The following is a 13640-nucleotide window of genomic DNA, read 5'->3' as shown; positions in this document are numbered from 1 at the left end:
GCCTGATAAGCGCAGCGCCATCAGGCAAACGTGGTGCCGGATGGCGGTGAAAACGCCTTATCCGGCCTACGGTTTTATCGTTCTTTATGCCTCCGGGCAAAACACGTGAGCAATTTGCATGTCTAAATCCGTACAGAGCAACAGCGCGATCCTCGTTCACTTCACCCTGAAACTGGATGATGGCTCAACGGCGGAATCTACCCGCAATAACGGCAAGCCAGCCCTGTTCCGTCTTGGCGATACCTCGCTTTCCGAAGGTCTGGAGCAGCAGCTTCTGGGGTTGAAAGAAGGGGAAAAGAAAGCGTTTTCGCTGGAGCCTGACGCCGCGTTTGGCGTCCCCAGTCCGGACTTGATCCAGTATTTCTCACGCCGTGAGTTTATGGCGGCGGGCGAACCGGAAGTCGGGGCGATTATGCTTTTTACCGCAATGGATGGCAGCGAAATGCCTGGCGTGATTCGCGAAATCAACGGCGACTCGATTACCGTTGATTTTAACCATCCGCTGGCCGGGCATACCGTTCACTTTGATATTGAAGTGCTGGAAATCGATCCGGCGCTGGAGGCATAAACATGCAGATCCTGTTGGCCAACCCACGCGGTTTTTGCGCCGGGGTAGACCGCGCTATCAGCATTGTTGAAAATGCGCTCGCCATTTACGGCGCGCCAATTTACGTTCGGCACGAAGTCGTGCATAACCGCTATGTAGTGGACAGCCTGCGCCAGCGCGGGGCGATCTTTATAGAGCAAATTAGCGAAGTGCCGGATGGCGCCATTCTGATCTTCTCCGCTCATGGGGTTTCCCAGGCGGTGCGTAACGAGGCGAAAAGCCGCGATCTTACCGTTTTTGACGCCACCTGCCCGCTGGTGACGAAAGTCCATATGGAAGTGGCGCGCGCCAGCCGTCGCGGTGAAGAATCTATTCTCATCGGCCACGCCGGGCACCCGGAAGTGGAAGGCACCATGGGTCAGTACAGCAACCCGGAAGGGGGGATGTACCTGGTTGAGTCGCCAGAGGACGTCTGGACGCTGAATGTCAAAAATGAAGGCAAGCTCTCCTTCATGACGCAAACCACGCTTTCCGTGGACGATACGTCCGATGTGATTGATGCGCTGCGTAAACGCTTTCCGAAAATCGTCGGCCCGCGCAAAGACGATATTTGCTATGCCACTACTAATCGTCAGGAAGCGGTGCGGGCGCTTGCGGAGCAGGCTGACGTGGTGCTGGTGGTCGGCTCGAAAAACTCTTCTAACTCTAACCGATTGGCGGAACTGGCCCAACGGATGGGAAGAACCGCGTTTCTTATCGACGATGCGGCGGATATCCAGGAGGCGTGGGTGAAAGAAGCCGCCTGCGTCGGCGTCACCGCTGGCGCTTCCGCGCCGGATATTCTGGTGCAGAATGTTATTGCGCGTCTGCGCGAGTTTGGCGGCGGCGAAGCCGTCACGCTTGAGGGGCGCGAAGAAAATATTGTTTTTGAAGTGCCGAAAGAGCTGCGTGTGGATGTTCGTGAGGTCGAATAAGATTTCACAATTCAGAAATCTGCCTGATGACGCTACGTTGACCAGATCTTAAGAATTTCTTTTGATATTCAATGTGCGACAGGAAGAATAAGGCGTAGTCGTCATCCGTTGCTAATGCCCCACCTTTTTGCTATTCATCTGAAAAACCAGCACAATCGTTGCTGGTTTTTTGGTTGTAATGCCTACAGGGATAAGGGAAATGGGCAAAATAAAATATGGATTGCCAACGTTACTCGCCATCGGCTTTTGGATGGACGCAACAAGCGCCACGGTGCTGGAGCTACCTGCCTGGGAGCGAAACTATACCGGGACTATCGCGGGGAAACCGGTAAACGTTAATATCACGCGATTTGGTAACTCTCTTAATGGGTATTACTGCTATGAACCTTGCAATCAGCACAAGGCAGTGATTGTTCTACGCGGCTCACTCCAGGATAAAGAGGTGCATCTTGAAGAACGCGTAAAGGCGCTTTCGGGTTACTGGAATGCGGAAATCTCCAGCAGTGAGATTAAAGGCGAATGGACGTCCGCAGATAAAAAACGACATTTTCCTGTTGCCCTTATCTATTACAAACCTAAAAACTCCCCTGATATTGTGCTGGTCACGAACACGAATGATGCAGGGGGTTACGACCCTTCCAAAGAGATTGATTGCGGCAATACGCCGGCCATTTCGGCGATAAAATTATACCGTGATGGTAAACTCATACAGACCTTAGATACCGCCTCGGTGGGCACTTGTAGCCCGTTTATGCCTCAATGGGGGGATGTCAATTTTGATGGCTACCCGGATCTGTCGATTGTAACAGAGTTACTTGCAGGGCCGAATGCTCCAGTTCAAACATGGCTCTATGACCCCGCCAAACAGCGTTATGTTGATGCGCCAGCGTCTTATCAGGAAATCACTTCACCAGAGATCGATGCTGAACATAAACAGATTGTCAGCTATTGGCGCGGCGGTTGCTGCAGCCATGGCGTCAATGTGTATCGCTGGAAAGGAAAAACGATTGAACTGATCGATCGCGGTGAAAGCTACTTTCAGCCTGTGATAAGTAAAGGCAAAATGTATAACTGCTACATGACACCTTCCTACGCTGATGGGCGTATTATTTATCCGCTAGTACGTAAAAATGGTCATTTGACGCCGCCTTTTAGCCTTGATGAGACGTGTCAACCTTTTTGGCTAACCGGTAATGTTCGTACCGTGATTCAGGCAGAAAAACCCGGCGCTGAGCCCGAATCGCTTGAGATTCAGTGGCAGGAAAACAAAGCATCGCCAGGGCGTTTTTGCCCATTAGTTCCGTTTATCGAAGGTGATAAGCTAAGTCCGCGTCTGGTGACGGATGACGATGTGCCTGATACCTGTATCAGTCGCGCTGAGTATGAAGATATAAAACAATAGGTCAGGAGAGCGTTAATGACAGCATCCCTACACATTATTCTTGATACCGATCCGGGCATTGATGACGCGGCTGCGATTGCCGCTGCGCTGTTCGCCCCCGAGCTGGATCTGCAACTAATAACCACCGTTGCCGGCAACGTTTCGGTTGAAAAAACGACCCGTAATGCGTTGCAGCTTCTGCATTTCTGGGACGCCGATGTGCCACTTGCACAAGGGGCCGCGACGCCGCTGCTGCGTCCGTTACGCGATGCGGCATACGTCCACGGCGAATCCGGTATGGAAGGCTATGATTTTGTCGACCATCAGCGCCAACCGTTGGCGAAGCCTGCGTTTATCGCTATCCGGGATGTGTTGATGAACGCCCCGGAGCCCATGACATTAGTGGCGATTGGGCCATTGACCAATATTGCGTTGCTACTGATGCACTATCCGGAGTGCGCGTGTAACATTCGCCGTCTGGTGTTGATGGGCGGTTCCGCAGGGCGCGGCAATTTTACGCCTAATGCTGAATTTAACATTGCTGTCGATCCGGAGGCCGCGGCGCTGGTGTTCCGCAGCGGTCTGGAGATTGTGATGTGTGGGCTGGACGTCACGAATCAGGCAATGCTCTCGCCAGATTTTCTGAATAAACTGCCTGCGCTTAATCGTACCGGTAAGATGTTGCACAGCCTGTTCAACCATTATCGCAGTGGTAGTATGCGCACTGGCGTCCGGATGCACGATCTCTGCGCGATCGCCTGGCTGGTGCGTCCGGAGCTTTTTACCCTGCAATCCTGTTTTGTGGCCGTAGAAACGCAGGGGCAATATACCGCCGGTACCACGGTGGTAGATATTGAAGGGCGTCTTGGGCAGCCCGCCAACGCGCAGGTGGCGCTGGCGCTGGATGTGGACGGTTTTCGTCAGTGGGTGGCTGAGGTGTTTGCCTATGCGCCGTAATTACATGTTGGCGCCATAATCTCATACTTTGCCGCGATAGAGTCTCTCCGGCCTGCCCACTTTTCCGTAGCTGATCTCCGCTTCGAGAAAGTTATTTTTCACGCCTTGTTCCAGATAGCGTCGGGCAGTGGTTTTACTGCTGCCCAGAATTTGCGCCAGAGTGTCTGCTGTATGTACTGCCTGCGGGTCGGCGAATATTTGTCGTACCCGGTTGAAGGTGTTTTCATCAATTCCCCGCAGTCCGCTATTCGGTTCTGCGGTTTGTTCTTTGGCCTGGATATTAAATAAGGCATCAACGTGCGTCTGGTTTGCCTGCTCACTGGAACGTAACGAACTGCGGTAACGGGTGAACCGCTCCAGGGTATGCTGCAGGCGCTGATAATGTACCGGCTTAATCAGATAATCGAATACGCCCATGCGTAAGGCATCGCTGATGGTATCCATATGATTGTCGGCGGTAATGAAAATAATTCGCCCTGTGTAGTTGGTGCTGATGGTATGACGAATTAAATCGATCCCTTTGCCATCGGGTAAAAAATTATCCAATAGAATTAACTGTGGTTGATAGAGGCGTATTTGCTTCTTCGCACTTTCCAGTTTGTCTGCGATGCCGACGATTGAAAACTGGGGAAAAAGCTTGATGGTATCCACCAGGATTTCCGCTAGCATCGGTTCGTCTTCAACGATGAGTGTCGTAATGCTATCCATGTTATTCTTCTCTGGTAAAAGGGATATAGAGGGTAAAAATGGTGCCAAAAGGATTATTGTTATCGACGATAATGTCGCCATTGGCCTGCTTGACGTAGCTGTGCACCAACCATAATCCAATTCCGTGATCGCCGTTATTGTGGGTGGTCACTCCACGCTCGAAAATATGCTGGCGGATATTTTCGTCAATACCACATCCCTGATCGGCAACTTCAATAATGACTTCATTACCTTCGCTGTTGATCAGGCACTCAATCTGTCGCGAGCCTTCGCGATTGAGCAGGGTGGCGTTATAGGCGTTGTCCAATAAATTGCCAACAATCGAAATCCATTCATTATGCGAGAGCGATGACGGCAGGTGTTCAACAAAGCTTGAAGGATCGAAAATCAGCTCCAGCCCCAGCTCTTTTGCCCGATAATATTTACCGATTAATAGCCCCGCAAGGTGGTGGTCGCGGAAATTATGGGAAATAAAATCGAGTACTTTCTGGTGGCTTTCCGACTGCTGCTGAATCAGCGCCAGCGCATTATCGTAGCGCTTCAGGAACAGCAGTCCGGCAATGGTGGAAATAAGGTTGCGATGCTCATGCTGCACAGTGCGCAGGTTATCGGCGTATTGCCGCACCTGACTTAACTGCAGGCTGAGTGTATTGATATCGTCTTTGTTGCGAAAGCTAATAACCCAGCCCTGAGGCTGGTTGTCAATAATGACCGCCATGCGACTGGCGATGACTTTCATTTGGTTAAAGGTGACGATCTCATCTTTTTTGTTTTTTTGCGGCGCATCGTAAAAGAAGGCCTCCGGCAACACGACATGGTGGATTGCATAGCCAATGAGTTCAGACTCCGGTTGGCTCAGATTCAGTAAGCGGCGAGCCGTTTGGTTAATAGCGGTAATACGGTGATGGGAGTCAATGGCGATCAACCCTTCAAATACCGACTCAAACAACACGCTTTGCTGAATTAATAGTTGTGAAAGCTGCTGCGGCTCCATGTTAAGCATCTGCTTTTTAATATGCAGCGAGAAGCGGCGGGCGCAGTACAACAGTACCAGCAGCAGTAACGCCATCGGGAACAGCAACGAGCTGATTTGTAAGTTAAGCCAGCTCTCCAACTGTTCCAGAGTATAGCCGACGGAAACAATACCGATGACTTTACCGGTACTGTCCTGAATCGGGGATTTACCACGTAAGGAAGAGCCTAATGAACCTTTGCGCACAGATACGTAGCTTTTAGCGTTATACAGAGCGTCGTCGCTATCACCGCCCTCCATATATTTGCCGATCTCATCCGGGTTGACGTGATACAGTCGCTGACCTTTTTCGTTGCCAACGGTAATGTAAGTCGCGTCCGAAAACGAGCGCATTGGGTCAATCAGCGCTTTGATGCGTGACAAATCATGCGCCTCTACGGCTTCAACTAATTCTGGCATAGCGGATATTTGCATTGCCTGAATAAGCGCACGTTGGCCCACCTGATAATGCAGGCGCTCTTTCGTGATATCGGTCAGATACCAGGTGATTGCCAGCATCACGATGGTGGATGTAAACAGGATCAGTAGAAATATCCGGTTTTGAAACGAGCGTCTGGCAAACCAGCGTGTAATTTCCCGTATAAACATATTGGTATTTAGATATTTAATTACGGTATTTTCTTGCATTCGGCATCACCGGAACCTGAACCAGTTCATACTTACTTTTCTTTCAGAAAAAATTTGGATGAAAATGGGATACGACATGCGTATCCCATCCACTATTACATCGCCAGCACGTATTTCAGCATCACCCCGGCGGCAATCGCCGAACCGATAACCCCCGCCACGTTCGGGCCCATCGCGTGCATCAGCAGGAAGTTCTGCGGGTCTGATTCCAGCCCCACTTTGTTCGATACGCGGGCTGCCATCGGCACCGCCGACACCCCTGCCGAACCGATAAGCGGGTTGATTTTGTTCTTACTGCACAGGTTCAGCAGCTTCGCCATCAGCACCCCGGCCGCCGTCCCGATACCAAAGGCAATCACACCCAGCAGCAGAATGCCCAGCGTCTGTGGCTGCAGGAACTTGTCCGCCACCAGTTTTGCGCCAACGGAAAGCCCCAGGAAAATGGTCACGATATTAATCAGACCGTTCTGCACCGTGTCGCTCAGACGCTCCACCACGCCGCTTTCGCGCATCAGATTGCCAAAGCAGAACATCCCCAGCAGCGGCGCGGCGTCCGGCAGCAGCAGCGCCACCAGTAGTAACAGCACCACCGGGAACAGGATTTTTTCCCGCTTACTCACCGTGCGCAGCTGCACCATGCGGATTTTCCGCTCCGTCTCCGTGGTCAGCGCCTTCATAATCGGCGGCTGGATTAACGGCACCAGCGCCATATACGAGTACGCCGCCACCGCGATGGCCCCCAGCAGCTCCGGCGCCAGCTTGCCCGACAGATAAATCGCCGTCGGGCCGTCCGCGCCGCCGATAATGCCGATGGCCGCCGCCTGCGGCAGGGTGAAGGAAATCAGGCCGAAGTAGTTCAGCGTCAGCGCCCCCAGCACGGTGGCGAAGATGCCGAACTGCGCCGCCGCGCCGAGCAGCAGGGTGCGCGGATTCGCCAGCAGCGGGCCGAAGTCGGTCATCGCGCCGACGCCCATGAAGATGACCAGCGGCGCGACACCGGAGCCAATCGCCACTTTGTAGAACAGCGCCAGCACCCCCGGCGTGTAGCCCATGTCCACCGCCAGGTTCTCCATCTGGCTCTGCACCGACGGCAGCGCCAGCGCTAACGCCTCTTTAATGGCATGCACGTCCGGCGCGCAGTTGAGCTTCGCGGCAATCACCGCCAGCTGCCCGGCGTCGTGATGCGCCAGCAGGCTCTCCAGCGCGGTCAGCGCCATACCCGCTTCCGGGATGTTGGAGAGCAGGCCGCCGAAGCCAATCGGCAGCAACAACAACGGCTCGAACTTCTTCGCAATCGCCAGCCACAGCAGCAGCAGGCTCACCAGCAGCATGATGGCCTGGCCGATGCCAAGGTGCATCAGCCCCATCCCCTGAAGCAGGGCGTTCAGACTTTCCATTTCCGCTCCTCGTCCTTACGCCAGCGTCATCAGGGTGTCGCCGACGGAGACCGCGTCCCCGGACTTCACCGCGATACCGCGTACCGTCCCGGCCTGCGCGGCGCGGATTTCGGTTTCCATCTTCATGGCTTCCAGAATCAGCAACACATCGCCTTCGGCCACCGTCTGGCCTTCGGTGGCAATCACCTTCCAGATGTTGCCCGCCAGCGGCGCGGTGACCGGGGTGCCGGCGCCTGCCGGGGCGGTGGCAGGAGCAGAAGAGGCAGCAGGTGCAGCCGCAGTGAGCTGGCTGATATCGCCGCCGTCGCTGACCTTCACCACAAAGGCTTTGCCTTCCACTTCCACGGTGTAGATACCGGAAGCGGCAGGCTTCTCTGCTTTTGCCACCGGCTGCGCGGCTTCCGCCTGCGGCAGTGGCTCAAACGCCGCCGGGTTATGGCGGTTTTCGAGGAATTTCAGCCCAATCTGCGGGAACAGCGCCACGGTGAGCACGTCGTCGATGGCGTTTCCCGCAAGCTGAATGCCCTTCTCCTGCGCCTGGCGCTTCACGTCCGCTTCCAGTTCAGCCAGTTCCGGTTTGAGTAAATCCGCCGGACGGCAGGTCACCGGAGCGCCCCCTTCCAGCACGCGGGCCTGTAACGCGGCGTTCACCGGCACCGGCGTGTGGCCGTACTCGCCCTTCAGTATCCCGGCGGTTTCCTTCGCGATGGTCTTGTAGCGCTCGCCGGTCAGGACGTTGAGCACCGCCTGGGTGCCGACAATCTGCGAGGTCGGGGTGACCAGCGGGATAAAGCCGAGGTCCTCGCGCACGCGGGGGATTTCCGCCAGCACCTGGTCGAGTTTGTCCGCCGCGTTCTGCTGCTTCAGCTGGCCTTCCAGGTTGGTGAGCATCCCGCCCGGCACCTGGGCCACGAGGATGCGGCTGTCGTAGCCCTTCAGCTGGCCTTCAAAGGCGTGATATTTCTTGCGCACCTCGCGGAAGTAGGCCGCGATGCTCTCCAGCTTCAGGATATCCAGCCCGGTGTCGTGCTCAGTACCTGCCAACGTCGCCACCAGCGCTTCGGTGGCCGGGTGGCCGTAGGTGGCGCTCATGGACGAAATCGCCGTGTCGACGCCGTCAACACCCGCCTCGATGGCCTTCAGCAGGGCCATCTCCGCCATCCCGGTGGTGGCGTGACAGTGCAGGTGCAGGCGCACCTCAAAACGTTTTTTGATTTCGCTGACCAGCTCAAAAGCGGCCATCGGGGTGAGAATGCCGGACATGTCCTTAATCGCAATCGAGTCAACACCGGTCTCTAACAACTGTTCGGTTAAGTCCAGCCAGGTCTGCAGCGTGTGCGCCGGGCTGGTGGTGTAGGAGAGTGTGCCCTGGGCGTGCGCGCCGTGGCTGCGCACCGCCTGCAGGGCGGCTTTCATATTGCGCGGGTCGTTCATGGCGTCGAAGACGCGGAACACGTCCATGCCGTTTTTCACCGCGCGTTCGACGAAGCGCTCCACCACGTCATCGGCGTAGTGGCGGTAGCCGAGCAGGTTCTGGCCGCGCAGCAGCATCTGCAGCGGGGTTTTGGGCATGGCTTTTTTGAGTTCGCGCAGGCGCAGCCACGGGTCTTCGCCGAGAAAACGGATACAGGCGTCAAAGGTGGCGCCGCCCCAGCACTCCAGCGAGCCGTAGCCCACGTCATCGAGCGCGGCGGCAATCGGCAGCATATCGTCAAGGCGCAGGCGGGTGGCGAACAGGGACTGGTGGGCGTCACGCAGGACGACGTCGGTAATGGCAATAGTCATGGATCCCTCCGGGAATTAAGCGTTAAGGCGGTGATGGTGAATGGCGGCGGCAATCACCGGCTTTAAGCGGGTGAAGTCGTCCACGGCGGGAACGGCGCGCGGTGCGGGCGCGGCGACGGGTTCCGGGAAGAAGCGAGTAATCACGGCAGACATGCCGCGAATGGCAAAGATGAGCAGGAACAGAAAGCTCAGTACGAACCCCATCCCTAAAAACATCAGGGTGAAACCTTCACCCAGTAGTACAGCTTCATTCATGAATCATTTTCCATAATGAGAGGCACGACGGTGGCCTTGACGACAACCTTCCTGGTGAATCCGGCTAAGGAGTAGAGTGGATTTCCCTTGGCCACCTCTGGCTTTGGCCTCTACTTTTCTCCAGGTCGTTTGCGGCAAAGACACCGCCGTGCGTTTTTTTACACCATCATGCTGAACACGATGCTAGCGATAACCAGCACAATACCGCCGCCCAGACGAGAGGAAATTTGTGCATATGAAATGAGGTTCATACGGTTACAGGCGGAGAGCACTTCCAGATCGCCGGAGCCGCCGCGGTTGGCCATACAAAGACCCGCAGTAATGGATGATTCAATCGGGTAGAAGCCAATCAACCAGCCCCCGATAGCTGCGCCAACGACAGCGCCGACCACAATGATTGCGGCGATAACGACGTTCGCGAACGTCAGGGCATCGATGATCTCTTGCAGATCGGTGTAGCAAACACCCACACCTACCATCAACACCCACAGCAGTTGTTTGGAGAAGAAGTCAGAAAGACGTTTCGCCCCGGCTTTAATCTCCGGTGAGCAAAGACCTGATGCGTTCAGCGCAGCAACAATCAGGACCATCCAGGCGAAGTAGTGAATAGAGACGCCGCCGATGCTTGGCAGAATTTTTTTGGCAACGACATAGGCCAGCAGGAAGCAGGTGGTGGATAGCACCATGCCAACCGCCGTTTCACGATGGGTAATCTGACCGGCCTTTTCATCATCTTCGGTTTTGAAGGAAGCCTTACGAACCAATTCACCTTCACCGCTAAGCCAGGTGTATTTTTTGCCTATCATATCGAGGAGGGCGGCGAAAATAATGGCGAAGATATTCGCAATGGTCAGAATAGCAATAGCCGTTGAGTAATACTCTTCGCGAGAACGTCCGGTAACCGAGTGATAAATTTCAGACAGAGGCACGGCGCCCGCGCCGTTACCACCGCCCATAATCGGCAGAACGTACAGCATCATGATACGGTCGACCGGGATACCGAAGCACAGACCAATGACGATACCGAAAAGGGACGCGCCGACAATCCCGGCGAGGATGGTTGGGATATAGCCCAGCAGTGATTTTAATAGCAGCTTACGGTTTACCGACAGGATCGCGCCTGTGATCAACACTGCGATAAACAGGTTAAGGAAGTTGCTTTTATCCATTACGTTGCTGATCGCATCAATTTCTTTCTGCGTAAATATGCCAGCATAGACAAAATAAGCTGCAACCAGAAATATCATAACCGGTGCGCCGCCAATATATTTATTGAAGATCGGTAAACGTTTGCCGATTTCACCAAAAATGGCCCCCATAACAAACATAAGAGCAAAACCACCGACTAAGTCAGTCGGTATAGCGTTATAGAAATGAGACAGTAATAAAGTAATTAATGCAAAAGCATAAAGCGGTAGCGGCATACCAAAGATTTTGAATCTGAGTAAATCGCCAGCCCCCTTTTTCTCCGTCGCCGAAGCCTGGGTCATGTTGGTCATAAACATTTTCCTGTGTATTGATGGGTAACAAGACCCGCGCATACTAATAAATTCAATGAACCGTGAGATGTGACTATCTTCACTGAATGGTTGTGTTTTTAATTAATTTAATTATTTTTATTAACTCTGGTTAATTAAGGAAATAAAAACCATAAAGCTTATAAAAGCAAGGGGGAAAGTGTGATGTCTATTCCAGACGAGTAATACAAACGCTGGCGAAATATGCGACGTTATTTGCTGACGGATGCAGAATAGAGTGAATCTAATATTTAAACGCATTTATTTGCAAAAGGATGTATTGCGTCGCGAGTCGGTCGCCATGTTTCTGGAGGGCGTGGGACTCGCCCTGGAAGATGATTGTGAAATCGCGGTATGCGCATATTGGCAGGGTGAGATAGTTGGATGCGGCTCGCTGGCCGGAAACGTACTGAAATGCATCGCCGTTTCCCCGGTTTTACAAGGGGAAGGGCTCAGCCTCAAACTGCTGACCGAGCTGCTTACATTGGCCTACGAGTTAAACCGCAGCGAGCTTTTCCTGTTCACTAAGCCGCAAAATCGGTTGCTGTTTTCTGGCGCGGGGTTTTGGCCCATTGCGCAGGCAGGTGAGCTGGCGGTGTTAATGGAGAACAGCAGTGAACGGTTAGCGCGCTTTTGTCGCCAACTGGCGCTTTATCGTCAACCGGGAAAAACGATCGGCGCCATCGTCATGAACGCCAATCCGTTTACATTGGGCCACCGTTATCTGGTGGAGCAAGCGGCTGCGGCCTGTGACTGGCTGCATCTGTTTGTGGTCAAAGAAGATGCTTCATTTTTTTCCTATACCGACCGTTGGGCGCTGATCGAACAAGGAATCGCGGGTATTGACAACGTCACGTTGCATTCCGGCTCCGCTTATATGATCTCGCGTGCGACGTTTCCCGGCTATTTCCTCAAAGAAAAAGGGGTTGTGGACGACTGCCATTGCCAGATCGATCTGCAACTCTTCCGTGAACATCTGGCTCCAGCTCTGGGGATTACCCATCGTTTTGTCGGCAGTGAACCGTTTTGTCCTCTGACCTGTGCCTATAACCAGCGAATGCACGACATTTTACACGATCCGAAGCGCAGCGGCCCGGTTATTGAGGTCGTCGAGCTGGCGCGGGTGGAGAAAAACGGCACGGCTATTTCCGCCTCTCGCGTCAGAAAACTGTATAGCGAACGTAATTGGCCGGCGATAAGCGCGCTGGTGCCTGCTGGTACCCTGGCATATCTGCAGCGGCATGCCGCCAGACACACTGAAACCATATGACGTAACACCGTTAACAAGGAACATAACTAATGAAAATCATTAAAGATGCCCTGGCAGGCACGCTGGAATCCAGCGATGTGATGATCAGGATTGGTCCATCCAGCGAGCCAGGAATTCGGCTGGAGCTAGAGAGTCTGGTGAAGCAGCAGTTTGGCGCGGCGATTGAGCAAGTCGTGCGCGAAACGCTGGCGAAGCTGGGCGTTGAACGCGCGCTGGTTAGCGTCGATGACAAAGGCGCACTGGAGTGTATTTTACGCGCCCGAGTGCAGGCGGCGGCGTTACGCGCTGCAGAACAAACGGAAATTCAATGGAGTGCGTTATGAGACCTCGTCGCAGTATGTTGTTTATTCCCGGCGCAAATGCGGCCATGTTGAGCACCTCGTTTGTCTACGGTGCGGACGCGGTGATGTTCGACTTAGAAGACGCCGTAGCATTACGTGAGAAAGATACCGCCCGTCTTTTAGTCCATCACGCGCTTCAACATCCGTTCTATCAGGATGTTGAAAAAGTGGTGCGCATTAATCCACTGAACACGCCGTTCGGTCTGGCCGATCTTGAGGCCGTCGTGCGTGGTGGCGCGGATATCGTGCGTCTGCCGAAAACCGACAGCAAAAACGATGTGCTGGAGCTGGAAGCGCAGGTCGAACGGATCGAACGTGAATGTGGACGTGAGGTCGGCAGTACCAGGCTGATGGCGGCGATCGAATCAGCGAAAGGCGTGGTCAATGCCGTCGACATCGCCACCTCCAGCCCGCGCATGGTGGCAATTGCGCTGGCGGCATTTGATTACGTGATGGATATGGGCACCTGCCGGGGCGATGGCACCGAACTGTTCTACGCCCGCTGCGCAGTGCTGCATGCGGCGCGCGTTGCGGGTATTGCCGCCTATGATGTCGTTTGGTCGGATATCAATAATGAAGAAGGCTTCCTGAAGGAAGTGCAGTTGGCGAAAGGGCTTGGTTTTAACGGTAAGTCCTTAGTGAACCCACGTCAGATTGAGCTGTTACATCAGGCTTATTCTCCGACACGTAAAGAAGTTGAGCATGCGTATGAGGTGATTGCCGCCGCTGAAGAGGCTGAGTCTCGCGGTCTGGGCGTCGTTTCACTCAACGGCAAAATGATTGACGGCCCGATTATCGACCACGCGCGTAAAGTGGTGGCGCTGTCGGCTTCCGGTATTCGTGATTAA

General features: G+C 54.1%; 13 protein-coding genes. 7 read left to right on the top strand and 6 right to left on the bottom strand.

The window, feature by feature from the left end:
- Positions 1-118: 118 nt before the first annotated feature.
- From fkpB to rihC, 4 genes are all read left to right on the top strand, one after another.
- Positions 119-568: an FKBP-type peptidyl-prolyl cis-trans isomerase gene (gene fkpB, locus ACH0VJ_RS06070; protein ID WP_000047269.1), complete on the top strand. Its 450-nt coding sequence runs from the start codon at positions 119-121 to the stop codon at positions 566-568.
- A gap of 2 nt (positions 569-570) precedes the next feature.
- Positions 571-1521, top strand: a complete 951-nt coding sequence (gene ispH / locus ACH0VJ_RS06065) for a 4-hydroxy-3-methylbut-2-enyl diphosphate reductase (protein ID WP_001166428.1) — start codon at positions 571-573, stop codon at positions 1519-1521.
- A 199-nt stretch (positions 1522-1720) separates the two neighbouring features.
- Complete coding sequence (locus ACH0VJ_RS06060; RefSeq protein ID WP_000516325.1) at positions 1721-2923, top strand: XAC2610-related protein; 1203 nt, start codon at positions 1721-1723, stop codon at positions 2921-2923.
- A gap of 15 nt (positions 2924-2938) precedes the next feature.
- Positions 2939-3859, top strand: a complete 921-nt coding sequence (rihC, locus tag ACH0VJ_RS06055) for a ribonucleoside hydrolase RihC (RefSeq protein ID WP_000127274.1) — start codon at positions 2939-2941, stop codon at positions 3857-3859.
- A 21-nt stretch (positions 3860-3880) separates the two neighbouring features.
- Here the strand turns inward: rihC and ACH0VJ_RS06050 are convergent, their stop codons facing one another.
- From ACH0VJ_RS06050 to citS, 6 genes are all read right to left on the bottom strand, one after another.
- Complete coding sequence (locus ACH0VJ_RS06050; RefSeq protein WP_000377415.1) at positions 3881-4567, bottom strand: response regulator; 687 nt, start codon at positions 4565-4567, stop codon at positions 3881-3883.
- 1 nt (position 4568) lies between these two features.
- Positions 4569-6188 (bottom strand): sensor histidine kinase, encoded by a 1620-nt coding sequence (locus ACH0VJ_RS06045; RefSeq protein ID WP_031606551.1) that lies wholly within the window; start codon positions 6186-6188, stop codon positions 4569-4571.
- 134 nt (positions 6189-6322) lie between these two features.
- Complete coding sequence (locus ACH0VJ_RS06040; RefSeq protein WP_000444905.1) at positions 6323-7624, bottom strand: oxalacetate decarboxylase subunit beta; 1302 nt, start codon at positions 7622-7624, stop codon at positions 6323-6325.
- Between the two features lie 15 nt (positions 7625-7639).
- Positions 7640-9409, bottom strand: coding sequence for a sodium-extruding oxaloacetate decarboxylase subunit alpha (gene oadA / locus ACH0VJ_RS06035; RefSeq protein ID WP_000150404.1), 1770 nt, complete (start codon positions 9407-9409; stop codon positions 7640-7642).
- Positions 9410-9424: 15 nt separating this feature from the next.
- Positions 9425-9664, bottom strand: coding sequence for an oxaloacetate decarboxylase subunit gamma (locus tag ACH0VJ_RS06030; protein ID WP_001001151.1), 240 nt, complete (start codon positions 9662-9664; stop codon positions 9425-9427).
- 158 nt (positions 9665-9822) lie between these two features.
- Positions 9823-11163: a citrate/sodium symporter CitS gene (citS, locus tag ACH0VJ_RS06025; RefSeq protein ID WP_000183596.1), complete on the bottom strand. Its 1341-nt coding sequence runs from the start codon at positions 11161-11163 to the stop codon at positions 9823-9825.
- A gap of 244 nt (positions 11164-11407) precedes the next feature.
- Between citS and citC the strand changes: the two genes are divergently transcribed.
- The 3 genes from citC to citE are packed head-to-tail and all read left to right on the top strand — an operon-like array spanning position 11408 to position 13640.
- Positions 11408-12451, top strand: a complete 1044-nt coding sequence (gene citC / locus ACH0VJ_RS06020; protein WP_001181444.1) for a [citrate (pro-3S)-lyase] ligase — start codon at positions 11408-11410, stop codon at positions 12449-12451.
- A gap of 29 nt (positions 12452-12480) precedes the next feature.
- Positions 12481-12774 carry a citrate lyase acyl carrier protein gene (gene citD / locus ACH0VJ_RS06015; protein WP_000691461.1) on the top strand — a complete coding sequence of 98 codons (294 nt, stop codon included), beginning with the start codon at positions 12481-12483 and terminating at the stop codon, positions 12772-12774.
- Positions 12771-13640, top strand: coding sequence for a citrate (pro-3S)-lyase subunit beta (citE, locus tag ACH0VJ_RS06010; RefSeq protein WP_001247809.1), 870 nt, complete (start codon positions 12771-12773; stop codon positions 13638-13640). Before citD ends, citE begins: the two co-directional genes overlap by 4 nt.

This window comes from Salmonella sp. 2020_1459, from assembly GCF_043847915.1.
Lineage (GTDB): Bacteria > Pseudomonadota > Gammaproteobacteria > Enterobacterales > Enterobacteriaceae > Salmonella > Salmonella enterica.
This window is presented reverse-complemented; position numbering and strand designations above follow the sequence as displayed.

Bases quoted from the DNA above. Each gene is read 5' to 3' on its own strand.
- fkpB (WP_000047269.1), top strand. From the start codon at position 119: ATGTCTAAATCCGTACAGAGCAACAGCGCGATCCTCGTTCACTTCACC.
- ispH (WP_001166428.1), top strand. From the start codon at position 571: ATGCAGATCCTGTTGGCCAACCCACGCGGTTTTTGCGCCGGGGTAGAC.
- ACH0VJ_RS06060 (WP_000516325.1), top strand. From the start codon at position 1,721: ATGGGCAAAATAAAATATGGATTGCCAACGTTACTCGCCATCGGCTTT.
- rihC (WP_000127274.1), top strand. From the start codon at position 2,939: ATGACAGCATCCCTACACATTATTCTTGATACCGATCCGGGCATTGAT.
- ACH0VJ_RS06050 (WP_000377415.1), bottom strand. From the start codon at position 4,567: ATGGATAGCATTACGACACTCATCGTTGAAGACGAACCGATGCTAGCG.
- ACH0VJ_RS06045 (WP_031606551.1), bottom strand. From the start codon at position 6,188: ATGTTTATACGGGAAATTACACGCTGGTTTGCCAGACGCTCGTTTCAA.
- ACH0VJ_RS06040 (WP_000444905.1), bottom strand. From the start codon at position 7,624: ATGGAAAGTCTGAACGCCCTGCTTCAGGGGATGGGGCTGATGCACCTT.
- oadA (WP_000150404.1), bottom strand. From the start codon at position 9,409: ATGACTATTGCCATTACCGACGTCGTCCTGCGTGACGCCCACCAGTCC.
- ACH0VJ_RS06030 (WP_001001151.1), bottom strand. From the start codon at position 9,664: ATGAATGAAGCTGTACTACTGGGTGAAGGTTTCACCCTGATGTTTTTA.
- citS (WP_000183596.1), bottom strand. From the start codon at position 11,163: ATGACCAACATGACCCAGGCTTCGGCGACGGAGAAAAAGGGGGCTGGC.
- citC (WP_001181444.1), top strand. From the start codon at position 11,408: ATGCAGAATAGAGTGAATCTAATATTTAAACGCATTTATTTGCAAAAG.
- citD (WP_000691461.1), top strand. From the start codon at position 12,481: ATGAAAATCATTAAAGATGCCCTGGCAGGCACGCTGGAATCCAGCGAT.
- citE (WP_001247809.1), top strand. From the start codon at position 12,771: ATGAGACCTCGTCGCAGTATGTTGTTTATTCCCGGCGCAAATGCGGCC.